Origin of the sequence: Amycolatopsis sp. QT-25 (genome assembly GCF_029369745.1) — a bacterium.
GTDB lineage: Bacteria > Actinomycetota > Actinomycetes > Mycobacteriales > Pseudonocardiaceae > Amycolatopsis.
This window is the reverse complement of record NZ_CP120210.1, coordinates 5,942,640-5,965,222: the sequence shown is the minus strand read 5'-3', so window position 1 is coordinate 5,965,222 and position 22,583 is coordinate 5,942,640. Positions and strand designations below refer to the sequence as shown.

General features: G+C 69.5%; 19 protein-coding genes. 13 read left to right on the top strand and 6 right to left on the bottom strand.

Translation table 11 applies throughout. The annotated features are described in order from the left end of the window. Positions 1-88 precede the first annotated feature (88 nt). Together P3102_RS27645 and P3102_RS27640 are read left to right on the top strand one after the other, a co-directional pair. Positions 89-1,192, top strand: coding sequence for a VWA domain-containing protein (locus P3102_RS27645; RefSeq protein WP_276362974.1), 1,104 nt, complete (start codon positions 89-91; stop codon positions 1,190-1,192). After that, on the top strand, positions 1,185-2,297 hold the full coding sequence (locus P3102_RS27640; RefSeq protein ID WP_276362973.1) for an XdhC/CoxI family protein: 1,113 nt from the start codon (positions 1,185-1,187) through the stop codon (positions 2,295-2,297). The genes P3102_RS27645 and P3102_RS27640 overlap by 8 nt, the downstream gene beginning before the upstream one ends. On the opposite strand, the gene P3102_RS27635 is transcribed toward P3102_RS27640, so the two are convergent. Further along, positions 2,275-2,754, bottom strand: coding sequence for an Lrp/AsnC family transcriptional regulator (locus P3102_RS27635; RefSeq protein ID WP_276362971.1), 480 nt, complete (start codon positions 2,752-2,754; stop codon positions 2,275-2,277). The genes P3102_RS27640 and P3102_RS27635 overlap by 23 nt on opposite strands. A 70-nt stretch (positions 2,755-2,824) precedes the next feature. Between P3102_RS27635 and P3102_RS27630 the strand changes: the two genes are divergently transcribed. From P3102_RS27630 to P3102_RS27605, 6 genes are all read left to right on the top strand, one after another. Further along, positions 2,825-3,748, top strand: a complete 924-nt coding sequence (locus tag P3102_RS27630; protein WP_276362969.1) for a pyridoxal-phosphate dependent enzyme — start codon at positions 2,825-2,827, stop codon at positions 3,746-3,748. 264 nt (positions 3,749-4,012) lie between these two features. Further along, positions 4,013-4,543 carry a (2Fe-2S)-binding protein gene (locus P3102_RS27625; RefSeq protein ID WP_276362968.1) on the top strand — a complete coding sequence of 177 codons (531 nt, stop codon included), beginning with the start codon at positions 4,013-4,015 and terminating at the stop codon, positions 4,541-4,543. After that, entirely contained in the window at positions 4,543-6,981 is a 2,439-nt protein-coding gene (locus tag P3102_RS27620; protein ID WP_276362966.1) for a molybdopterin cofactor-binding domain-containing protein, read from the top strand. The genes P3102_RS27625 and P3102_RS27620 overlap by 1 nt, the downstream gene beginning before the upstream one ends. Beyond that, positions 6,978-7,832, top strand: a complete 855-nt coding sequence (locus tag P3102_RS27615) for a xanthine dehydrogenase family protein subunit M (protein ID WP_276362965.1) — start codon at positions 6,978-6,980, stop codon at positions 7,830-7,832. Before P3102_RS27620 ends, P3102_RS27615 begins: the two co-directional genes overlap by 4 nt. Positions 7,833-7,855: 23 nt before the next feature. Next, a complete protein-coding gene (locus P3102_RS27610; RefSeq protein ID WP_276362964.1) occupies positions 7,856-8,488 on the top strand; it encodes an SRPBCC family protein in 633 nt (210 codons plus the stop codon). A gap of 27 nt (positions 8,489-8,515) precedes the next feature. Beyond that, positions 8,516-9,613: an NAD(P)-binding domain-containing protein gene (locus P3102_RS27605; RefSeq protein WP_276362962.1), complete on the top strand. Its 1,098-nt coding sequence runs from the start codon at positions 8,516-8,518 to the stop codon at positions 9,611-9,613. Positions 9,614-9,778: 165 nt separating this feature from the next. On the opposite strand, the gene P3102_RS27600 is transcribed toward P3102_RS27605, so the two are convergent. Further along, positions 9,779-10,639 carry an SDR family oxidoreductase gene (locus P3102_RS27600; protein ID WP_276362960.1) on the bottom strand — a complete coding sequence of 287 codons (861 nt, stop codon included), beginning with the start codon at positions 10,637-10,639 and terminating at the stop codon, positions 9,779-9,781. Positions 10,640-10,642: 3 nt separating this feature from the next. After that, positions 10,643-11,188 carry a nuclear transport factor 2 family protein gene (locus P3102_RS27595; protein ID WP_276362959.1) on the bottom strand — a complete coding sequence of 182 codons (546 nt, stop codon included), beginning with the start codon at positions 11,186-11,188 and terminating at the stop codon, positions 10,643-10,645. 103 nt (positions 11,189-11,291) lie between these two features. Between P3102_RS27595 and P3102_RS27590 the strand changes: the two genes are divergently transcribed. After that, positions 11,292-12,185, top strand: coding sequence for a LysR family transcriptional regulator (locus tag P3102_RS27590; protein WP_276362957.1), 894 nt, complete (start codon positions 11,292-11,294; stop codon positions 12,183-12,185). 1,128 nt (positions 12,186-13,313) lie between these two features. Next, entirely contained in the window at positions 13,314-13,856 is a 543-nt protein-coding gene (locus tag P3102_RS27585) for a hypothetical protein (RefSeq protein ID WP_276362956.1), read from the top strand. Here the strand turns inward: P3102_RS27585 and P3102_RS27580 are convergent. Further along, the gene (locus tag P3102_RS27580) at positions 13,853-16,831 is read right to left on the bottom strand and encodes a BTAD domain-containing putative transcriptional regulator (protein ID WP_276362954.1); all 2,979 of its coding nucleotides are present in this window, start codon (positions 16,829-16,831) and stop codon (positions 13,853-13,855) included. The two genes, P3102_RS27585 and P3102_RS27580, sit on opposite strands and share 4 nt — an antisense overlap. A 330-nt stretch (positions 16,832-17,161) precedes the next feature. Beyond that, positions 17,162-18,235 carry an IS30 family transposase gene (locus P3102_RS27575; RefSeq protein WP_276371022.1) on the bottom strand — a complete coding sequence of 358 codons (1,074 nt, stop codon included), beginning with the start codon at positions 18,233-18,235 and terminating at the stop codon, positions 17,162-17,164. A gap of 281 nt (positions 18,236-18,516) precedes the next feature. On the opposite strand from P3102_RS27575, the gene P3102_RS27570 reads away from it, so the two are divergent. Genes P3102_RS27570 through P3102_RS27560 form a run of 3 tightly spaced genes read left to right on the top strand, consistent with a single transcriptional unit; the run spans position 18,517 to position 20,570 of the window. Continuing rightward, a complete protein-coding gene (locus P3102_RS27570) occupies positions 18,517-18,912 on the top strand; it encodes a GntR family transcriptional regulator (protein ID WP_276362953.1) in 396 nt (131 codons plus the stop codon). Further along, positions 18,909-19,772, top strand: a complete 864-nt coding sequence (locus P3102_RS27565; RefSeq protein ID WP_276362951.1) for an ABC transporter ATP-binding protein — start codon at positions 18,909-18,911, stop codon at positions 19,770-19,772. Before P3102_RS27570 ends, P3102_RS27565 begins: the two co-directional genes overlap by 4 nt. A gap of 9 nt (positions 19,773-19,781) precedes the next feature. After that, positions 19,782-20,570 (top strand): ABC transporter permease, encoded by a 789-nt coding sequence (locus P3102_RS27560; protein ID WP_276362950.1) that lies wholly within the window; start codon positions 19,782-19,784, stop codon positions 20,568-20,570. Positions 20,571-20,741: 171 nt separating this feature from the next. Here the strand turns inward: P3102_RS27560 and asnB are convergent, their stop codons facing one another. Then, positions 20,742-22,574, bottom strand: coding sequence for an asparagine synthase (glutamine-hydrolyzing) (gene asnB, locus P3102_RS27555; protein ID WP_276362948.1), 1,833 nt, complete (start codon positions 22,572-22,574; stop codon positions 20,742-20,744). Positions 22,575-22,583 lie beyond the last annotated feature (9 nt).

The window sequence follows — 22,583 nt, the reverse complement described above, 5'->3', positions numbered from 1 at the left end:
CCGCTGACTCCGCAATTCGGCACCTGGTTGCGGTACTTGCGCGCGCAAGTACCGCAACCAGGTGCCGAATTGCGCGCACAATGGAGGGGTGAGCGATCCACTGGCGGGCTTCGTCGGCTTCGCGGAGGCCTTGCGCGAAGCCGGTTTGCCGTGCGACGCGCATCGAGTGCAGGCATACCTCGGGGCCATCGGTGAGATCGACCTCGCCGATCCTGAGCAGCTCTACTGGGCCGGGCGGCTGACGCTGTGCGCCGACCCCGACGACCTGCCGCGCTACGACGCCGCTTTCGGCGGCTGGTTCACCGAAAAGGAAGCCGCCCCACGACGGCGAAGCCGGCAAGCGGCCCGGAAGCGGGCCAGGATCGCCACGCTCGCGCGGGCGCCGGGCCAGGGTGAGTCCGCCGCGGAGCCCGACGAACTCCGCGTGGCGGCGAGCGAGGAAGAGATCCTGCGTCATCGCGACCTCGCCGAGCTGAGCGTCGCCGAACGTGCTCACCTGCGGGAACTGCTCGCGAAACTGCGCCCGGCGCTCCCGCCGCGCTCCTCGCCGCGCCGTCGCGCTGCCCGGCGGGGAGCCCTCGATCCCTCGCGCACACTCCGGGCGATGCTGGCCGGCGGGGGCGAGCCCGTGCGCCTGGCGTACCGGCGGAAGAGCGTCAAACCACGCCGCGTCGTCTTCCTGATCGACGTCTCCGGCTCGATGGGGCCGTACGCCGACTCCCTGTTGCGGTTCGCGCACGTCGTGGCGCGTCGCGCTCCCGGACGGGTCGAGGTGTTCACCCTGGGTACCCGGCTCACCAGGGTCACCCGCCAGCTGCGGCTGCGCGATCCCGAACACGCCATGCTCGCCGCGGCCGCCGCGGTCCCCGATTTCGCGGGCGGGACCAGGCTCGGCGAGACCCTGCGGGCGTTCCTCGACCGCTGGGGACAACGCGGCGTGGCCAGGCGATCCGTGGTCACCGTGTTTTCCGACGGCTGGGAACGCGGTGACCCCGGCCTGCTCGGCGAGCAGCTCGCCAGGCTGCGACGGCTCGCGCACGTCGTATTCTGGGTGAATCCGCACGCGGGGCGGGCGGGTTACGCTCCCGTGCAGTCCGGCATCGTGGCCGCGCTCCCGTCCCTCGATCGGCTGCTCGCCGGGCACAGCTTGGCCACATTGGAACGATTGCTGGTGGAGATCGCCGATGCGTGACGTACTGGACGAACTGCACCGCCGCTGGGCGGCAGGCGAGACGGTGGGGGTCGGCACCGTGGTGGCGACGTTCTCGTCGGCGCCGCGGAGCCCGGGCGCGGCGATGCTCGTCGCCCCGGACGGCACGGTCACCGGCAGCGTCTCCGGCGGCTGTGTCGAAGGCGCCGTCTACGAGCTGGCGCAGCAGGTGGTCGCCGAGCGCGCGCCCGTGCTGCAGCGCTACGGCGTCAGCGACGACGACGCGTTCGCCGTCGGGCTGACCTGCGGCGGGATCATCGACATCCACGTCCAGCACATCGACCGCGACTCGATGCCGGAACTCGGCGAGGTCGTCGAAGCGGTCCACAGTGGACAGCCGGTCGCCGTGGTCACGGTGATCGAGCACGAACGGGCGGGCCTGGTCGGCGAGCATCTGGTCGTCTGGCCGGACCGGGTCGCCGGTTCGCTCGGTTCCTCGCGGATGGACGACGCCGTCGTCGACGACGCGCGGGGCATGCTCGCCGGCGGCCGCACCGGCACCCTGCGCTACGGGCCGGACGGGCAGCGCCGCGGCGAAGGGATGACGGTCTTCGTCAACTCCTTCGAACCGCCCGCGCGCCTGCTGGTCTTCGGCGCGATCGACTTCGCCGCCGCGATGGCGAAGATGGGCGCGTATCTCGGCTACCAGGTCACGGTCTGCGACGCGCGGCCCGTGTTCGCGACGAAGAGCCGGTTCCCCGACGCGCACGAGGTCGTCGTCGACTGGCCGCATCGCTATCTCGCGGCCGAAGCCGACGCGGGCCGGATCGACGGCCGGACCGCGATCGCCGTGCTCACCCACGATCCGAAGTTCGACGTGCCGTTGCTGGAGGTCGCGTTGCGCCTCGACGTCGGTTACGTCGGCGCGATGGGCTCACGCAAGACCCACGACGACCGGTTCGCGCGGTTGCGCGAAGCCGGGGTCACCGAGGCGGAACTCGAACGGCTGTCCTCGCCGATCGGCCTCGATCTCGGCGCGCGGACCCCGGAGGAGACCGCGGTGTCGATCGCGGCGGAGATCATCGCGCTGCGGTGGAACGGTTCGGGCTCGCGGCTCGCCGAACTCAGCGGCCGGATCCACGGCTGACGCCGGGCACCGGCACCGACTGGCTCGACTTGACCACCTCGAAGGCGGGCAGCGTCTCGAACCGGTTGACGTACTGGTCGAACAGTTTCCTGGACAGGCGCCGGCTCGCCTTGAGATCCGGGCTGAGCAGGACGACCACGTAATCCCACTGCCCGACGATGCTGTAGCAGTGCTGGACACGGGGTTCGGCCAGCATGCGTTCGCGGAAGGCCGTGTGGTGCTTTTCGTCGTCGTGGGTCAGCGCGATCAGGACCACCGACGTCATTCCGGCGCCGAGCACGTCCGGATCGAGCACGGCGACCTCGGCGCGGATCACGTTCGTGGCGCGCAGCCGGGTCAGCCGTCGCTGCACCGCGCTCGGGGAGAGGCCGACGGCATCACCCAGGTCGTGCAGCGGACGGGCGGCGTCGGCCTGGACGAGGGTGAGCAGCAGATGGTCTATCTCGTCGAGAGGCACGCAAAATTTTTGCACGCGAACGGGAAAATTTACAATCGCCATGATCGGTTCCCGGCCTAGCTTGAGCGTCATGACCGACATCGACCTGAAGCTGGACAACGTCGCCGAGGCGGCGAAGGTGATCGACCCCGTTTTCCTGAATTCCCCGCAGTACAGCGACGAACAGCTCAACGATCGACTCGGCCGGAACGTGCTGGTGAAGATCGAGACGCTGAATCCGTTGCGCAGTTTCAAAGGCCGCGGCGCGGATTACTTCGCGGCCGGACTGGAGCCGGGCACCACGATGGTGTGCGGCACCAGCGGCAACTTCGGGCAGGCCGTCGCGTTCGCCGCCCGCAAGCACGGCCTGCGGGCCGAGGTGTTCGTGCCCGCCGACATCTCCCCGGTCAAATTGCGGCGGATGAAGACCTTGGGGGCGCGGGTGTGCCGGGTCGACGGCGAGGCGAAGGTCGCCGCGGCGACCTTCGCCGCCGAAGCCCCCGACCGCGTGTTCGTGGTCGACGGCCGTGAGCCGGCGATCTCCGAAGGGGCGGGCACGATCGGCTTGGAGCTGGCGGAAGCGGGTGCCATGGACACGGTAGTGCTCCCGGTCGGCGACGGCGCGCTGATCGCCGGCGTCGCGTTCTGGCTCAAGGCGCGAACCCCGGACATCCGGATCGTCGGTGTCGGGACCACGTCGGCGCGGGCGATGGCGACGAGCTGGCGGGCCGGTGAGCCGATCACCGTCGACCGGGTGAACTCGTTCGCCGGTGGCATCTCGATCCGCACCCCGGAACCGGAATCCATCCGCCGCCTGCGGTCGCTCGTCGACGACTTCGTGCTGGTCGAGGACGACGATCTGCGCGCGGCCATGCGGCTGGGCGCGGAAACCCTCGGTGTCCTCCCGGAACCGGCGGGGGCCGCCGGCCTGGCCGCGCTGACCGTGCACGAGATCCCCGGCGCCAGGGTCGCCACCGTGGTCACCGGGTCGAACGCCATCTGGCCTCCTGAGTGACGAGGACGGTTCCCAGGGGCATCGAGTACCGAAGGGAGACTCGCCGTGTTCGCGTCTGCGGCGAAATCTCTTTGTTTTCAACGCAAGTGCACCATCGTCGCGGAGTCGACCCCTGCTGGGGGTTGCCCTGACCGGGCCTGAGTAGCACGCTCCACTGTGAGTCCGATCACGGTCCTTCCGGGGTCGGTCCGCGCCAACCGAATGACCGGCCGCTCCCGAACGACCCCGGGCCCGCGCGGGGTTTCTCTTGCTTTTGGAGGCCTGATGCGCATCACCGTCACCGTCGACGGAACCCCCTGCACGGACGACGTGGAACCCCGCACCCTGCTCGTGCACCATCTGCGCGAACGGATCGGGAAGGTAGGCACCGTGGTGGGTTGCGACACCAGCAACTGCGGGGCCTGCACCGTCCACCTCGACGGGCACAGCGTGAAATCCTGTTCGGTACTCGCGGTCCAGGCCGACGGCTGCGAGGTGACCACGATCGAAGGACTCGCCCGCGACGGCGAATTGCATCCCGTGCAGCAGGCCTTCCACGAGAATCACGCGCTCCAGTGCGGGTTCTGCACTCCCGGCATGATCATGCAGTCGATCGACCTGCTCGCCGACGATCCCGATCCGGACGAGCAGGCCGTCCGGGAAGGTCTCGAAGGCAATCTCTGCCGGTGCACGGGCTATCAGAACATCGTCCGCGCGGTCCGCGATGCCGCCCACCGGATGCGGCCCGCCGCCGGTCCCGAGGCCGGGCGGCTCGCCTCGGACACCGCTTCCCGGGTCGGCGCGGGGGGTGAGTGATGACCTCCACGATCGAACCGGAGATCGGCAAGTCCCGCCGCCGCAAGGAGGACGAACGCCTCATCACCGGCAGGACCCGCTGGACCGACAACCTGACCCTGCCCGGCATGCTGCACCTCGCGGTGCTCCGCAGCCCGTTCGCGCACGCCAGGATCGTTTCGATCGACGTCACCGAGGCGAAGTCGGCGCCGGGTGTGGTCGCGGTGTTCACCGGGAAGGACCTCGACCCGGAGAGCGCCATCGGCATGCCGTGCGCGTGGCCGATCACCCCGGACATGAAGTCGCCGAGGCGGCCCATCCTCGCTTCGGACACGGTGAACTTCGCCGGTGAGGGTGTCGCGGTGGTCGTCGCCCGCACGGCGGCGGAAGCACACGACGCGCTCGAGGCGATCGACGTCGAGTACGCCGAACTGCCGGTCGTCCTCGGGCTCGAGAACGCGCTCGCCGATGGCGCGCCGCTGGTGCACGAGGACCTCGGCACCAACCAGAACGCGGTCTGGGTCTTCGACTCCGCCGACGCGGGCACCGGCTCCAGCGTCGAGGACGCGATCTCGCATTCCGAGGTCGTGCTCAAGCGGCGCTTCCGTCAGCAGCGGCTGGTGCCGGCGTTCATGGAACCGCGGGCGTGTGTCGTCGACCCGACGGGCAGTCAGCTGGTCATGTGGTCGGCCACCCAGGTCCCGCACATCCTCAAGACGATGACCGCGGCCACGCTCGGCCTGCCCGAGCACAAGGTGCGGGTGATCGCGCCCGACGTGGGCGGCGGGTTCGGCGGCAAGATCGCCGTGCTGCCCGAAGAGATGATGGCGACACTCATCGCCCAGCGACTCGGCAAACCGGTCAAGTGGACCGAGTCCCGTTCGGAGACGATGGTCGCCGCGCACCACGGCCGCGACCAGATCCAGGATCTCACCATCACCGCGAACCGCGACGGCACGGTGACCGGCCTCAAGGTCGAACTGCTCGCCGACATGGGCGCCTATCTCGGCCTGGTCGGCCCCGGCGTGCCGATCCTCGGCGCCTTCATGTTCAACGCCATCTACAAGTTCCCGGCGTACCACTTCGTGTGCACCAACGTGTTCACCAACACCACGCTCACCGACGCCTATCGCGGCGCCGGGCGGCCGGAGGCCACGTTCGGGATCGAGCGGATGATGGACGAACTCGCGGTCGAACTCGGCATGGACCCGATGGAGATCCGCGAGAAGAACTGGATCAGGCACGAGGAATTCCCGTTCACCACGGTGGCCGGGCTGACCTACGACTCGGGCGACTACGAGGCCGCCACCGCCAAGGCCAAGGAGCTGTTCGACTACGACGGCCTCCGCCGGGAGCAGAAGGAACGGCGGGAATCGGGCGACCCGGTCCAGCTCGGCATCGGCATCTCCACCTTCACCGAGATGTGCGGTCTCGCGCCGTCGCGGGTACTCGGCTCGCTGGACTACGCGGCGGGCGGCTGGGAACACGCGGAGATCCGGGTGCTGCCGACCGGCAAGATCGAGGTCATCACCGGCGCCTCCGCGCACGGCCAGGGCCACGAGACGGCGTGGAGCCAGATCGTCGCCGACAAACTCGGCGTCCCGTTCGAGGACATCGAGGTCATCCACGGCGACACCCAGTCCTCGCACAAGGGCATGGACACCTACGGCTCCCGGTCGCTGGTGGTCGGCGGGATCGCGGTGGTCAAGGCGGCGGACAAGGTGCTCGCCAAGGCGAAGCCGATCGCGGCGCATCTCATGGAGTGCTCCGAGGACGACCTCGAATTCTCGGCGGGCGAATTCTCGGTCAAGGGCACGAAAGTTTCGACGTCCATCCAGGACATCGCGTGGGCCGTGTTCTCGGCGCACAACCTGCCGGACGGGGTCGAACCCTCACTGGATTCGTCGGACACGTTCGACCCGGAGAACTTCTCCTTCCCGCACGGCACCCATCTGTGCGCGGCCGAGGTCGACACCGAGACCGGGCGCGTACGGTTGCGCTCCTACGTCTGCGTCGACGACGTCGGCGTGGCCGTCAATCCGCTGATCGTCGAAGGCCAGGTGCACGGCGGGCTCGCGCAGGGCATCGCGCAGGCGTTGTTCGAGGAGGCCGTCCACGACGAGGGCGGCACGCTGACCACCGGTACGTTCGCCGACTACCTGCTCCCGTCGGCGGTGGATCTGCCCAGCTTCACCACCGACCGCACCGAGACACCGTCGACGACCAACCCCTTGGGCGCCAAGGGAGTCGGCGAGGCGGGCACGATCGCCTCGACCCCGGCGGTGGTCAACGCCGTGATCGACGCCGTCCGGCACTTCGGGGTGAACGACATCGAAATGCCGTTGACCCCGATGCGGGTCTGGCACGCCATCCAGCATGGATCGGCCGCCGCGGGCGGGCTGGGCTCCGAAGCCGGTGGCGGTCTCGGTTCGATCGACGCCACCGGAGGTGCCCAGTGATCCCGGCCCCGTTCGACTACGTCGCTCCGTCCACGGTGGACGAAGCGATCCGCGCGCTCGCCGAGGCGGGCGAGGACGCCAAGGTGCTGGCGGGCGGGCAAAGCCTGCTGCCGGTGCTGCGGATGCGGCTCGCCACCCCGACCACGCTGGTCGACCTGGGGAAGGTCGCCGAACTGCGTGGGATCCGCGACGACGGTGACGCGCTGGTCATCGGCTCGATGACCACGCATCACCACGTTCAGCGGGACGCGCTGGTCGCCGAGCACGCCGCGGTGCTCAAGGCCGCCACCGACACGGTGGCCGATCCGCAGATCCGCCACCGCGGCACGTTCGGCGGTGCCCTCGCGCACGCCGATCCCGCCGGCGACCTGCTCGCCCCCGTACTCGCGCTCGGCTGCGAACTCGTCGTCGCCGGGCCGGGCGGACGGCGGACGGTCGCCGCGGCGGACTTCTTCCAGGACATGTTCACCACCGCGCTCGCCGCGGACGAACTCCTGGTCGAGGTCCGGGTGCCGAAGCACACCGGCTGGCGCGCCCACTACGAGAAGTTCAACCGGGTCGCGCAGGCGTGGTCGATGGTCGCGGTCGCGGCCTGCGTCCGCACCGAGGCGGGCACCATCGAGGAGGCGCGGGTCGCGCTGACCAACATGGGCTCGACACCGGTGCGGGCGGCCGGGGTGGAGGAGGCGCTGGTCGGCTGCGCGGCCACCGCCGAGGCGATCCGCGGCGCGGCCGGACGCGCGGCCGAGGGCACGAACCCCACGGCCGACGGCGATTCCGATGTCGAATACCGGCAGCACCTCGCCAGGGTGCTGACCGGCCGGGCGGTCCTCGCCGCGGCGGGTTCTTGACCATCGAGAAGGGAGGTCGGCCCGTGCGGCTCGACCACGAATTCACCGTTCCCGCCCCGTTGGACGAGGTCTGGAAGGCCGTCGTCGACCCGGAACGGGTGGCGCCGTGCATGCCGGGCGCCACCCTCACCGAAGTCGACGGAGACGCCTTCAAAGGCACGGTGAAGGTCAAGCTCGGGCCGATCTCCTTGCTCTACAAGGGAACCGGCCAATTCGTCGAGAAGGACGCCGACGCGAAGAAGGTGGTCATGAAGGCCGCCGGAAAGGACGCCCGCGGGGCGGGCACGGCGTCGGCGACGGTGACGCTGACCCTGACCGAGAAGGACGGCGTCACCCACGGCGCCGTCGCCACCGAGCTGGCGGTCACCGGTAAACCGGCGCAGTTCGGGCGCGGGATGATCTCCGAGGTCGGCGGCAAGATCCTCGACTCGTTCGCGGAGAGCCTGTCCGGCAGACTCGGCACTTCCGAACCCGAGGAACCCCGGGAACGCCCGCCGTTGCAAGCGGTGAAGCCGGTGCCGGAGGGGGAGGCCATCGACCTGATGGAATACGCGGGCGGATCCGTGGGCAAACGGATGGCACCGGTGCTGGTGGTCCTCGCCGGGGTGCTCCTGGTCGTCGCGATCGTGCGGGCTGTGACGCAGCGGACGAAATAGCGGCTTCCGTCAGCCGTTGAACCCGGTATGAAGGCGGATCACGAAGTCGACGTGGCGGTGATCGGGGCGGGTCAGGCCGGTCTGTCCGCGGCGTATCACCTGCGCCGCGCGGGATTCGCCAACGAGGCGGGTTTCGTCGTGCTCGACCACGGCAAACGGCCTGGTGGCGCCTGGCAGTACCGGTGGCCTTCGCTGGTGATGGAAAAGGTCCACGGCGTCTACGACCTCCCCGGCATGTCCTTCGGCGTCCCGGACCCGAAACAGCCCGCGGCCGAGGCCGTCGCCGAGTACTTCGGCCGGTTCGAGCGTACCTACGATCTTCCGGTCCATCGGCCCGTCGACGTCCGGTCGGTGAGCTCCGAGGACGCTCGGCTGGTGGTCGCGAGCTCGAGGTACGTTTTCCCGCCGAGAGCGAATCAGCACAGCGCGGCCGAGACCTGGGCCGCCCGCGCGGTGATCAGCGCGACCGGGACCTGGGACCGGCCGTTCTGGCCGTACTACCCGGGCCAGGAGACCTTCCGCGGCCGCCAGCTGCACACCGCCGACTACACCGGCGTGGGCGACTTCCGCGGGAAACGCGTCGTCGTGGTCGGCGGAGGCGCGTCGGCCGTTCAACTGCTGCTGGAGATCGCCCCCTTCGCGCGCTCGACGCGCTGGGTGACGCGGCGTCCGCCGGTCTGGCGCGACGAGCCGTTCAGTGAGCAATGGGGCAGGGAGGCCGTCGCCGAGGTCGACCGGCGGGTCCGGGAGGGCCTGCCGCCGAAGAGTGTCGTGAGCGTGACCGATCTGGCGGTGACACCCGAGGTGCGCGCGGGGCTCGACGCGGGCATCCTCGACCGCCACCCGATGTTCCGGCGGATCACCCCGGACGGAGTGGAGTGGGCCGACGGCACTTTCGAGCCCGCCGACCTCATCCTGTGGGCCACCGGGTTCCGTGCCGCGATCGACCACCTCGCGCCGTTGCGCCTGCGCGCGTCCGGAGGCGGCATCCGGATGGACGGCACCCGGGTCGTCGCCGAGCCGAGGCTGCATCTGGTCGGCTACGGCCCGTCCGCCAGCACCGTCGGCGCGAACCGGGCGGGACGCGCGGCCGTCACCGAGATCCGGCGCCTGCTCGGACGCTGAGGTCCGATGGACAACGGCCACTTCCCGGCGAAGCCGGCCGTAATCCTCAAAACGACTGCACCACCGCCTTCTCGGTCGACAACGCCGAGAAGGACGCGCGTCCGAAGCCGGGCACGGCGACGAGGACATGGCCGCCGGCTACTTCGCCGGCTTCGAGAAATTCAGTCAGCCCGTCAGGTAACCGCCGCTCGCGTCGACGTCGGTCCCTGTCACCGCGCTCGAATCCGGGGAGCTGAGCCACATCACCACGGTCGCCATCTCTTCCGGTCGTACGATGCGCTTGATCGGGTAGCCCTGCGCGATCTGTTCGTAGGTCAGCCCGAACGCTTCCGCGGCACGGCGGAGCATCGGGGTGTCCACGGCGCCCGGGGCGAAGGAGTTGACCCGGATGTTCTTGTCCGCGTACTCGAGTGCCGCCACCTTGGTCAGTGACGTGACGCCGTGCTTGCTCGCGTTGTAGGGCGCGATGGTGGCGAAACCGACCTCCGCGGAGATCGAAGCGGTGTTGACGATGACGCCTCCACCCTGCGCGAGCATCCTCGGGATCTCGTACTTCATCCCGAGGAAGACCCCGGCCGTGTTGGTGCGCCAGACGTTCTCCAGATCGGCCAGGCTCTGCTCGGCGAGCGGGACCGCCCGCGGGCTTTCGATCCCCGCGTTGTTGACGGCGATGTCCAAGCGGCCGTAACGGCGTACGCACTGGTCGACCAGAGCACGCACGTCCGCCTCCACCCGGATGTCCGCGCGGCGGAAGGTCGCCTCGCCGCCGCTCGCCCGGATCCCGGCCGCGACCTGCCGGCCGAGCTTTTCGCGGCGGCCACAGAAGAACACCTTCGCGCCCTCGGCCGCCATCGCCCGCGCCGTGGCGGCACCGATGCCCGAGGTCGCACCGGTGATCAGCACGACTTCACCGTCGAACCGGCCGCGTGACCGTTCTGAGGCGGCGGCCGCGCCGGTCGACGCCACGGCCGTCGCCGCGAGCCCCCAGGCACCCGCGGCCAGCACTCGCCTGCGTGAGTCGTCCATCGCTCAGCCCCTCGCGAGACGGTCGGGGATCCGCGCCAGCGGGTATCGCCGCCAGAAGAACGCGTCGGCGGCGTGCTGGTCGGAGGCGAAGTTGATCGCCTCGGCGATCCGCTTGCCCTGGACGCGATAGGCGAGCACCCAGGTGAGGTCCAGGCCGGCGGGCGTGGTGCTCCAGCCGCGGTGCAGATCGACCACCCAGTCGCCGTCCGCGGCCAGGTACAGCACCTCCGCCCGGAATCCGGCGCGGGCGAGTTCGCCGAAGAAGGCGACGACCTCGTCGGCGCCGGTCTTCGTCCCGGCGAGCGGATGGTGCCCCGGGATCGTCCACCGGATGTCCGGTGCGAAGAACTGCTTGAGGGCGCTCAGATCGCCGGAGCCGTAGGCCTCGTAGTAGCGGCGGATCAGCGTGACGTTGGGGTGCTCCCGGGCTCGCTCCGGCGCGGCGGACGCCGCTCCGCCGGTCAAGGACGTGGCCAGCAGCGCGGCGGCGCCCGCCCCGCCTGCCCGCAGGAACTTCGCCCGGTCGATCGGTGTCCTTCGGTCTTCCACGGTCGTTTCCCTCCAGAAGTGGCTGCCGTCCACGCAATCACCGGGACCTCACGGCGGTCCAATGCCCGTACCCATACGTTCGGGGCATCGGGAGGATCAGGACATGGATGTCGACACGCGGGTGTTGCGCTATTTCGTCGCCGTCGCGGAACATCTGAGCTTCACCAGGGCCGCCGAAGCCCTGTTCGTCACGCAGCCGTCACTGAGCCGCCAGATCCGGCAACTGGAGTCCCGGCTGGGTACGGACGTGTTCACCCGGGGGAACTCGGAGATCCGGTTGACCGCCGCCGGCGAGGTGCTTCTGCCCGCCGCGCGCCGCCTTCTCGCCGACTGGCAGCTCACCGGCCGTCTCGTGCGGACGGCCGCCGCGGCCGAGGGCAACGTGGTGCGGGTCGGTTTCGTCGCGACCGGCGGTGGTCCGCTCGCCCGGCGGGCGCGAACCCTGTTCACCGAACGCCACACCGACGCGACCATCGAACCGAAGCGGTTCGACTGGGGTGGCGAGGCACAGGCTCTGCGTGAGGGGCTCGCGGACATCGCGTTCGTCTGGCTGCCCGCCGAGCTGACCGGCCTGCATGCCGAAGTCGTCGCCACCGAACGGCGATGGGTCGCCATGAACGCCTCGCATCCTTTGGCGGGCAAGGAAGAGGTCGTCATCCACGACCTCCGCGACGCGCCTTTGCTGTGGACCCGCGACGCTCCTGCCGACTGGGTCGACTGGTGGGCGGTCAACCCGCGCCCCGACGGCTCGGCCCCGAACTGGGGACCGGAGAACGGCAACGTGGAGGAGATGCTCGAACTGGTGGCCACCACCGACGCGGTCTGCATCTCGCCCGAGTCGATGGCGAGGTTCTACGCCCATCCGGATCTGGTGTGGCGGCCGATCATCGACATCGAGCCACTGCGGATCGCCCTGGCTTGGCCGAAGGAGAGCACCAACCCGCTGGTGGGAGCGTTCGTGCGGGCGGTGCGTCTCGTCAGCTCTGCAGATATCTGACCGGCGCGGCTTTGTCCGCACCACGACCACCGCCGCGCAGCCCAGTGACTCCGCATGCCGGGCGAAGCCGACCCGAAGGGGAGTGGCGTGCGTGCTCCGGCAGTCTGTGAGGAAGTTGTTGGACGATTTGCCGCCCTGCCCCTCCTGGAGACGGGCGATGACCATACGGCCGGCTCTGCCCCGGCTTGCGAGTGGCAGAGAGGTTTATTGAGGAGCGGGCGAACATGTCGTGGTGCGAGTCCTGCCGCACCGGTTGTCCCGTCGACTCCCTGGAAGGGTTTCCGGGACGCGAGCCGGACACAGGCCGATCTCGGCCCCAATTGTCCACAAGGGACAATTTACCTCCTATGAGTGCCCGATTTGGTGGTTTGTCAGGGGTCGTGAGTGGCGATGAGCGTTCTATTGAGAGGTAAGGCAAGGTGTCGTGTGGGTGGCGAGTCCGTGAAGGCCTCCTTGAGGGACCCTGGGTCCCTCAAGGAGGCCTTCACGGACTTCGAGACCCGGTGCTGGCGTCACAGTCGTCCCGCTGTCACCAGGGAACACGCGTGAAGGTAGCGAATGCCTCCCTTCCTGCCTGCAGGGTAGGCAAGGAGGCATCCGCGACCAGCGGACTGCCTATGTAGGCGACCACGCCCTACACGCGACAGGTCGACTTACCTCATCAACGCAGTGCGCATAGCTCAGAACGGCCTCGGCATAACACGTCCTTTGTGGACGTCATGGGGACGCCGGACCCCGGTGATCGGGCCATGCAAAGCTTCGACGGCCTGACACCTTTGCCTCACCCCCTCGATGAACACTCACGAGGGTCTGCCGGTGGTTGCGGAGTACGTGAAGGCCCCCTTCCTTGCGCCTATGTACAGGAAGGGGGCCTTCACGTACTTGAGAAGGTGTGAAGATGGAGGGGCTGCGACCGGCCGCGGCCAGGATCCGGTTGGCTGCGGTGAAGGGGACTTCCCTGCATCCGATGCGAAGAAAGTTCCCTTCGACCGCCCGGCACCCTCCCGGCCGCTGGCGTGCGAAGGCAGCTTGCTGCCAAGACCGGACACCAGGAGGCACCTTTGGCTACGGTGACCACGAACCAGGACAGGCGGCCGGTTCGGGTCGCCGGACGCGCGAGGAGTACGGATGCAGCCCAATCCACCGCAGCCCAATCCACCGCAACTCAACCCACCGCAGCCCGGTTTCCCCCGGTACGGGCAGCATCCGGCCGGGCCGGGCCAGGTGGCGCCCAAACCGAGGGCGAACGCCGTGGCGGCGATGATCGCCGGCGTCCTGGCGGTGCTCACCGCCGGCCTGCTCGTCTGGTTCGCGCTCTACAACGTCTGGTACGCCAACGAGCCGGGCAGCCGCTGGACGGGCTTGATGGCGCAGAACGCGGCCTTCGGCCTCCTCTCCGCGGGATCGCTGGTGGTGGCCGCGGGCTTCACGTTCGCTCGCCGGATTCCCGGCGCGTGGACGCTGTTCGCGCTTTGCGTGTTCTCCGTGGTGGCGGTCTTCGTCGGGACGCCGCTGCTGTCGGCCACGCCCCTCGGTGCTCAGCTCAGGTGGCTCTTCAGCTTCGACGACCAGGACAGCACCGCGATCGCGCTGATGATCATTTTCGGTGCCCTGACAGCGGTCGCGGCGGCGATCGCCGGCAGCGTGAAGTCACAGGGCGGGAGAAGCTAGAGCTCGTCCAGGATCTGGTTCGCGCGTTCCTCGACGAGCCGGTAACCGGAGCGGGCGGCGAGTTCCTGGGCCAATTCGCCGTGTGTCCGGGCTTCCGTGAGTTTTCCCAGTCGCAGCAGCGTTTCCGCGAGTCCGGTCCGGGCGGCGGCCTCGCACCAGAAGAAGCTCGTCGTCCGCGCGATCGACAACGCGAGCCGGTAGTGCTCGGCGGCCTCGTCGGGCAGGCCGAGCCGCAGGCAGACCTCGCCGAGTCCGGCGAGCGTCCAGGCCTCGGTGCCCCGGTCGCCGATCTTGCGCGTCAGTTCGACGGCTTCGAGCGCGTCCGTGCGGTTCTGCTCGCTCGGATCCCGCCTGCTTTCGAGTACGGCCCTGCCGGACAGCGCGGTCGCCTCGCCGTAGGGGTAACCCAGTTCGCGGTTGGCCGCGAGCGCGCGGGTGTAGAAGTCGTAGGCGTCGTCGAGGAGACCTAGGTCGCGGTGCACGGTGCCGAGGTCGACCAGCAGCACCGCGACGCTGAACCGGGCGCCGTCCCGTTCGGCGACCTCGAGCGCGCGGGTGAAATGGGTGAGTGCCTCGTCGAGCTGACCTGTTTGCCAGTACGGGAAACCGAGGTTCGCCAGTGCCATCGAGACGGCGGGCATGTTCAGTTCTTCGCACAGTCGCAGGGATTCCAGCCCGCAGCGGATCGCCTCCTGCGGGTCACCGAGGCGCTGGTGCACCGCGCTCAGGTTGTTGAGCACGGCCGCGCGGCCGGCGTCCCAGCCGGCGAGGAGGTCTCCACGCAAAGCGTTGGTGAGGTGTTCGCGTGCTTCGTCGTAGCGGCCGCTGTTGACGCAGGCGAGCGCGATGCTCAGGTGCATCGCCGCCTGCGCCTGCCCGGCCCCGCCGCGGCGGGCGGCCTTGAGCGCGGTCGATGCCGTGTCGATCCACTCCGCGTGATGACCGCGCTGGTGGAAGAAGGCGCGGAGCGCGTCGGCGAGGTGCCAGGAGAACTCGGGCGGGCCGTGTTCGGCGCTGTGCTCGACGGCGGCGGCGAGGTTCGGCCATTCGGCGTCCAGCCACGCCAGCGCCTCTTCGGTGTCGGCGAAGGGTGCGTCCGCCGGTTCCTCGCGGGGCAGCCGCAGGAAGTGCGGGATGAGGGTGCGGCCCGCGGCGTCGGCGGTGGCCAGGTAGCTCTCGAAAAGCCGCCTCGCCGCGGCGTCGCGTTCGGGTTTCGCGTCCTCCGCCAGGGTGCGCCCCGCCGCGAAACTGCGGAGGAGATCGTGGAACCGGTAGCGCCCAGTGGTGTAGCGCTCGACGAGATGCGCCGCCGCGAGCGCCTTGAGCTGCTGGTTCGCCTTCGAGGGCGGGACGCCGGTCAGCGCCTGGGCGGCGGGGGCGGTGAACGTCTGGCCCGGAACGAGCGCGAGCCGGCGGAACAGCCGCCGGTGCTCTTCGGGAAGCGTCCGGTAGGAGACGCCGAACGCCGTGGTCACGGCGCTTTCCTCGGCACCGTCGACGGTCAGCTCCGCCAGCGGGTCGCCACCGGCGAGTTCCCGGGCGAGTTCGGCGATCTCGGGTTCGCCACTGGCACCGAGGTTGGCCGCCGCGATCCGGAGGGCGAGCGGGAGGTGCCCGCACAGCCGCGCCAGTTCCGCGGCCGCGACGGCCTCGGCGGCGACGGTTTCGCTGCCGAGTACGGCTTCCAGGAGATGCCGCGCGTCTTCGGCGGGCAGCACGGACAGCGGGAGCGCACGGGCGCCGGTGCGGGCGATGAGGTCGCCGAGCCGCTGGCGGCTGGTGACCAGGACGGTGCCGGACGGCGGCAGCAACGGCAGTACCTGGCCGGTGTCGCGCACGTTGTCGAGGACGAGGAGGACCCGTTCGTCGGCGAGGAGCGACCGGAGCAGGGCGGCGCGCGTGTCGGTGTCCGGCGGAATGGCCTTGGGTGCGGTGCCGAGTGCCTGCAGGAGCCGGGTGAGCGCGACGGCAGGGGTGAGTGGTTCGTGATCGGGGTCGAAACCGCGCAGGTCGAGGTACAGCTGGCCGTCGGGGAACGCGTCGCGGACGCGGTGGGCCCAGCGGACCGCGAGCGCGGTCTTGCCGACACCGGCGGTGCCGCTGATCACCCAGATGTCGGTGCCCCCGGCCGGGTGGCGGGTCGCCTCGTCGAGCCGCTCCAGCTCCGCCACCCGCCCGGCGAATCCCCGGACGTCGTGCGGCAGCTGCGCCGGGCGGACCGGCTCGGGCCCGGCCGGGGGTTCGAGGGCGGGATCGGCACCGAGGATCGCGGATTCCAGCCGCCGCAGCTCCGGGGAAGGATCGAGACCCAGTTCGGTGCCCAGCCGGTTCCTCAAGGCGCGGAAAGCCTCGAGGGCGTCGTCGGTGCGTCCTTCACGGTGCAGCGCGAGCATGAGCTGCCCGACGAACCGCTGCCGCAGGGGATGCGCGGCGACCAGTTCGGTCAGCTCCGCGAGGACCTGCCTGCCGCGGCCGAGCCGCAGCCGCGCTTCGGCCCGATCCTCCAGTGCCGTCCAGCGTTCCTCGGTGATGCCGCCGCGAAGCCGCTGGGCGACCTCGCCGCTCACCACGTCGGACAACGCCTCGCCGCGCCACAGGCCGAGCGCCTCGTCCAGGAGGTTCACGGCGGTCTCGTCGTCGGCGTCGCGGGCTTGCGCGGTCAGCTCGGTGAAGCGGTGCAGGTCGACCTGGTGCGGGTCGACCTTGAGCAGGTACCGGGTCCCCTCGGAGACGATCTCCGGCCCGCCCGCGCAGCGGAACACGGCGCGAAGCCTGGACACCAGCGCTTGAACGGTGTTCCGCGCACTGGCGGGCGGTTCTTCCGGCCAGAGCAGGTCGATGATCCGTTCGCGCGGTACCGGTCTGCCCGCCTCCAGCAGCAGAACCGCCAGCACGAGTCGTTGTTTGGGCGAGCCGAGATCGACCGGATCGCCACCGGCCCACGCCTCGACGGCGCCGAGGACGCGGAACTCCACCCGGCCACCTCCGCTCACCCTCGCCGGAGCCTGCAAGCGTAGTGCAAGCGCCCTGCATCCGGCCCGCGTGATCCTTGCCTGTGTCCACCGAGGACCCGTCGCCGGAACCGTGCCCAACCAACAAGACGGGCAGGACCCCCCATTCGGTTCCGGTACGACGGTGGACACCTGTACCTCGCACAGGCACCGCCCTCCGACGGCGGTGGGGGTTGGGGGTAGTGCCAGCTCGACGTCTTCCCCCTGTGTCGGACTGGCGCTTCTTCTTGACTGGGTTGGGATTTCCGCGAAGGCCTCCTTAAAGGACTCAAAGTCCCTCAAGGAGGGGCGGATTCACATGGTGGTTGCAACACGCATTGTTTGTTGGTTGGAGAGTAGTGCTTCGAGGGCTTCGGCGGGTGTGTGCCAGTCGAGGGTTTCGCGGGGGCGGCCGTTGAGTTCGGCGGCGACTCGTGCGAGGTCTGCGGCGGTGTGCTGGGACAGGTCGGTGCTTGTGGGGAAGTATTGGCGGAGTAGGCCGTTGGTGTTCTCGTTGGTTCCGCGTTGCCAGGGTGCGTGTGGGTCGCAGAAGTAGATGTCGATCCCGGTGGCCAGGGTGATCTTTTTGTGGTGGGCCATTTCCTTGCCCTGGTCCCAGGTCAAGGATTTCAGCAGCAGCGGCGGCAGCGTCTGGATGGTCTCGGTCATGGCGTGAGCGACGGTGGCGGCGTCGCGTCCGTGGGGCAGGTGCAGCAGCATCACGAACCGGGTCGATCGTTCGACCAGGGTCCCGATCGCGGATTTGTTGTTCTTGCCCAGGATCAGGTCGCCTTCCCAATGCCCGGGGACGGCGCGGTCGGCGGCCTCGGCGGGCCGTTCGGAGATGTTGACCATGTCGGGGATCCTGCCCGCGGGCCGGGCCCGGCGGGCCTGGGCCTGCCGGCGGGGCATCCGCAGTGCCCGCCCGGTCCGCAACGCCTGGGTGAGTTCGCGGCGCAGCGCGCCTTTTCCCTGGACATACAGTGCTTGGTAGATCGTTTCGTGGGACACCCGCATCTCCGGCTGGTCGGGGAACTCCAGCACCAGTCTCCGCGCGATCTGACGCGGGGACCATTTACGGTTCAGCCTGTCCTGCACCACGTCCCGCAACACGGTGTCCGCGGCCAGTTTCGCGGCCTTCGGGCGTTTCGCACGGTTCTCGGCCGTGTGCTGCGCGCTGACAGCCCGATAGCGGCCGGAGGAACCGGTGTTGCGGGCCAGCTCGCGGGACACGGTCGAGGCCGGCCGGGCGATCGCCCGCCCGATCGCCCGGGGCCCCTGGCCCGCGGCTTTCAGGCAGGCGATCTCTTCCCGCTCGGCCAGGCTCAACCGGAGGGGACCAGGCCGAGCAGGTGCGTTACCGATCACCCCGCCAGCCTGCCGGAACAACCGCACCCCCGTCGTCGGGGACAGCCCCACCGCCCGGGCCGCCGGCTTCGCCGCCAGCCCGGCCCGGACCCGCTCCCAAAACTCCACCCGCACCGACCGCGGCAACCACCGATGAACCCGCACCACAACCCCACCCCCCATCAGACGGTGTTGCAACAACCCCATGACTCCGAGAGGCCTTCGCGGCTTTTCGGCGTTCACGACGAACACCTTGATCGCTTGACAGGGGCGGCCACCTGCCTGCACCCTTTCACTACTTAATTAGTGAAAGGGTGTTGCCGGTGGTCAGCTTCCACTTGGACAAGGGCTCGGGCGTCGCGACGTACGTCCAGCTCGTCCAGCAGGTCAAGAACGCCCTCCGCCTGGAACTGCTGGAGCCGGGGGACCGGCTGCCGACGGCGAAGGAAGTGGTCGCCGAGCTGGCGATCAATCCCAACACCGTCCTCAAGGCGTACCGCGAGCTGGAGCGCGAAGGGCTCGTCGAAGGGAAGCCGGGTCTCGGCACCTTCGTCCGGAAGACGCTCGGAGGCGCTTCGTTCGCGGAGCGCACGCGCTTGCGGAAGAGTCTCGGCGCCTGGGTCCGCGACGCGCGGGAATCGGGGCTGGATCAGGAAGACGTCGAGGCGTTGTTCACCTCGGTGGTGGTCGATGGCTTTCGAGGGGAGCGGACGGCATGACCGATGAAACCGCCATCGAGGCGACCGGGCTCGGCAAGCGCTACCGCCGCAAGTGGGCACTGCGCGACTGCTCCCTCTCCGTGCCGAAAGGGCGCGTCGTCGCCCTTGTCGGGCCCAACGGCGCGGGCAAGACGACCTTCCTGCACCTGGCCGTCGGGCTACTGGACACGACCCTCGGCTCGGTCTCGATCCGGGGAACCACGGCCTTCCTCGCTCAGGACAAGCCGATGTACGCGGGCTTCAGCATCGCCGAGATGCTCAAGTTCGGCAGGCGCCTCAACCCCGGCTGGGACGACGAGTTCGCACTCGAGCGCATCGATTCACTCGGACTTCCCTTGAAGCACAAGGTCGGCAAGCTCTCCGGCGGCCAGCGGGCGCAGGTCGCGCTCACCCTCGCGCTCGCCAAACGCCCGGACCTCCTCGTACTCGACGAGCCGCTCGCCAACCTCGATCCGCTGGCCCGCCACGAAGTCATGCGCGGTCTGATGGAGGCCGTCGCCGAGACCGGGATGACCGTCCTGCTCTCCTCCCACGTCGTCTCCGACCTGGAGAACACCTGCGATTGGCTGATCGTGCTCAACGGCGGCCGGGTGCAGGTCAGTGGCGACATCGACGAACTCGTCGCCGGGCACCGCATCCTTTCCGGACCCGTGGAGGAGGCCGACGCGCTGGCGAAACGCGTCACGATCGTGGACGAGGCCAGGGCGGGCAGGCAGGCGACCGTGTTCGCCCGCACCCGACCGGTCCTGTTGAGTCCACAGTGGACCGATCGGTCGCCGACCCTGGAGGAACTGGTGCTCGCCTACCTGCGACGGCCCGAATCCGCGAGTTTGCCGCGTCCGACACTGGCTTCGGCGTAAGGGAGAACGATGCTCTGGCTCACCTGCCGTCAGCACCGGATGCAGCTGACGATCACCGCCGCCCTGCTCGTCCTCGTGGGAATCCTGCTGCTGGTCAACGGGCACACCGCGGCGAACAGTGCGGATCCGGCGAAGCATTTCACCGACCTGTACACCTACCTGTCCTGGCTCCAGGTCGTCCCGATCGCGATCGGGGTGTTCTGGGGCGCTCCACTGGTCGCGGCCGAGTTCGAACGGGGTACCACGAAACTCGCCTGGACCCAGTCGATCTCGCGATTCCGCTGGCTCGGCGTGAAACTGGGGTTCCTCGCCGTGCTCGCCACCCTCGGGGGTCTCGTGTTCGGCACGATGATGCAACGCTGGGTGGCGGTCTTCCCCACCGATCGCGGCGACACCGCCTTCACCAGCCGCTTCGACAATCCGGTCCTGTTCGCGATGACCGGTGTCGCACCCGCGGCGTGGTGGCTCTTCGGGTTCGTGCTCGGCACGGCCGCGGGAGCGGTCATCCGCAAGACTTTGCCCGCCATCGCCGTCACCATCGCGGTGACCGTCGGCCTGATGATCGGCGTGAGCAACGTCCGCGACCGCTACGCCGAACCGGAACTCGTCGCACTGGGCACCGAGCCGGTGGGCCGGGTGATCGAGATGGTCCAGGACGCCGCCGGCGAGGTCACCGCGCTCAAGGTCCTGCCCGCTGACTGGTACTGGCGTTTCCAATGGACCGAAGCCGCGATCCTCTCGGGTGCTTCGCTCCTGCTCGCCGTCGCCGCGACCTTCGCCATCCGGCGCCGTTCCTAGAAAGGCACGGCCGCGGTGTCCTTCGCGGCTTCGATCGCCTGGCTCCTCCTGAGGCCGCATCACGCCGAGCCGATGCGCTCCATCGGCCCGGACCCGGCCACGCCGGGGGAAGAACGCGTGCGCTCAGGCGGTGGTCCGCCGCCGTCGCCGAGACGGCGGCGGACCGGGTGCTCAGTCGAGCTGAAGCTCGGGGGAGTACAGGTCGAACCAGTGGTAGAGGTCCAGCGCCCGGTCGATGCCGGAGCGCTGGGCCGACGACATCGTCACCGGGTCCACTTCGGACACCCGGTGCAGCCAGTCGCGGTCGACCAGCGCGAACACCGGGTTGTCCCGTTCGGTCAGCGCCTCCTTGGCCTGCTGCTGCAACGCCGCCGCGTAGCCGGGATCCTGAGTGGACGGATACGGGCTCTTGACCCTGTCCCGCACCGACGCCGGCAGCACGTGTTCGGTCGCGTGCCGCAGCAGGCTCTTTTCCCTGCCGTCGAACGTCTTCAGCGACCACGGCGTGTTGTAGACGTACTCCACGAGGCGGTGGTCGCAGAACGGCACGCGCACTTCGAGCCCGACGGCCATCGACGCCCGGTCCTTGCGGTCCAGCAGCATCCGCACGAACCGGCTCAGGTGGAGATTGCAGACCGTCCGCATCTTCCGGTCCTGCTCGCTCTCGCCGTCGAGGTGCTCGACCTGGGCGACGGCGGTGCTGTACTGGTCGGCGATGTAACCGGGCAGGTCCAGCTTCTCCCGGACCTCACCGCGCAGGAGGGCACCCCGCTCGCTGGTGAGCCCCATCCGGAAGGCGAGCCAGGGGAACGTCCCCGAGTTCACCGCGGCTTCGTCGTGGAACCAGCGGTACCCGCCGAAGACCTCGTCCGCGGACTCACCTGACAGCGCCACCGTCGACTCCGCGCGGATCGCCTTGAACAGCAGGTACAGCGACGTGTCCATGTCCCCGAGCCCGGCCGGGATGTCCCGCGCGGCCAGCACCTTGCGGCGGACCTCGGGGTCGCTGAGTTCGGCCGGGTTCAGCACGACGTCCTTGTGGTCGGAGCCGACCAGCCGTGCGACATCGCGGATGTACGGCGAGTCCGGGGTGTCCCGGACCTCGTCCGGCTGGAAGTGCTCCTCCTGGCCCTGGAAGTCGACGGAGAACGTGCGCAGCCGCTCGCCCTGCTCGGCGAGTCGCGCGGCGGCGAGACCGGTGACGGCGCTGGAATCGAGCCCGCCGGAAAGCAGGACGCAGCGGGGCACGTCGGCGATCAGCTGACGGTGCACGATGTCGGTCATCAGCTCGCGCACCCGCTCGACCGTGGTCTCCCGGTCGTCCGTGTGCTGTTTCGCGTCGAGCTTCCAGTACGTCCGCGTACGGATCCCCGAGCGGTCGACGGTGACGATCGTGCCCGGTCCGACCTCGTGCATGCCCTTCCACAGCGACCAGCCGGGGGTCTTGGTCATGGCCATCAGCTCACGCAGCCCGTCGGTGTCGACCACCTTACGCGCCAACGGGTTCGCGAGAATCGCCTTCGGTTCGGAGCCGAAGAGGACGCCGTCCGGGGTCGGGTGGTAGTAGAACGGCTTGATACCCATGCGGTCGCGGATCAGCACGAGCTTCTCGTCGCGTTCGTCCCAGATCGCGAAGGCGTACATGCCGTTGAGGTGATCGACGACCTCGTCGCCCCACTCCAGGTAACCGCGGAGGACGACCTCGGTGTCACTGTCGGTCTCGAAGCTGTGGCCCCGCTTGGAAAGCTCTTCGCGCAGCTCGGTGAAGTTGTACGCCTCACCGCTGTAGACCATGGCGGCCAGCCCGGCTTCGGCCATCGGCTGCCTGCCGCCGGGCAGGTCGATGATCGCGAGCCGGCGGTGGCCCAGCGCCACGTTCGGCCGGATCCAGGTGCCCGAGTCGTCCGGCCCGCGGCACGCCATGGTCGAGGTCATCGCGTCGACGACCTCACGGCGCTGGGTCAGATCCGTGTCGAAGGAGACCCACCCGGCGATTCCGCACATCGCTACCTC

Excerpts from the sequence above, each read along its gene's own strand:
- P3102_RS27640 (WP_276362973.1), top strand. The coding sequence starts at position 1,185 with ATGCGTGACGTACTGGACGAACTGCACCGCCGCTGGGCGGCAGGCGAG.
- P3102_RS27630 (WP_276362969.1), top strand. The coding sequence starts at position 2,825 with ATGACCGACATCGACCTGAAGCTGGACAACGTCGCCGAGGCGGCGAAG.
- P3102_RS27625 (WP_276362968.1), top strand. The coding sequence starts at position 4,013 with ATGCGCATCACCGTCACCGTCGACGGAACCCCCTGCACGGACGACGTG.
- P3102_RS27620 (WP_276362966.1), top strand. The coding sequence starts at position 4,543 with ATGACCTCCACGATCGAACCGGAGATCGGCAAGTCCCGCCGCCGCAAG.
- P3102_RS27605 (WP_276362962.1), top strand. The coding sequence starts at position 8,516 with ATGAAGGCGGATCACGAAGTCGACGTGGCGGTGATCGGGGCGGGTCAG.
- P3102_RS27600 (WP_276362960.1), bottom strand. The coding sequence starts at position 10,639 with ATGGACGACTCACGCAGGCGAGTGCTGGCCGCGGGTGCCTGGGGGCTC.
- P3102_RS27590 (WP_276362957.1), top strand. The coding sequence starts at position 11,292 with ATGGATGTCGACACGCGGGTGTTGCGCTATTTCGTCGCCGTCGCGGAA.
- P3102_RS27585 (WP_276362956.1), top strand. The coding sequence starts at position 13,314 with ATGCAGCCCAATCCACCGCAGCCCAATCCACCGCAACTCAACCCACCG.
- P3102_RS27565 (WP_276362951.1), top strand. The coding sequence starts at position 18,909 with ATGACCGATGAAACCGCCATCGAGGCGACCGGGCTCGGCAAGCGCTAC.
- P3102_RS27560 (WP_276362950.1), top strand. The coding sequence starts at position 19,782 with ATGCTCTGGCTCACCTGCCGTCAGCACCGGATGCAGCTGACGATCACC.
- asnB (WP_276362948.1), bottom strand. The coding sequence starts at position 22,574 with ATGTGCGGAATCGCCGGGTGGGTCTCCTTCGACACGGATCTGACCCAG.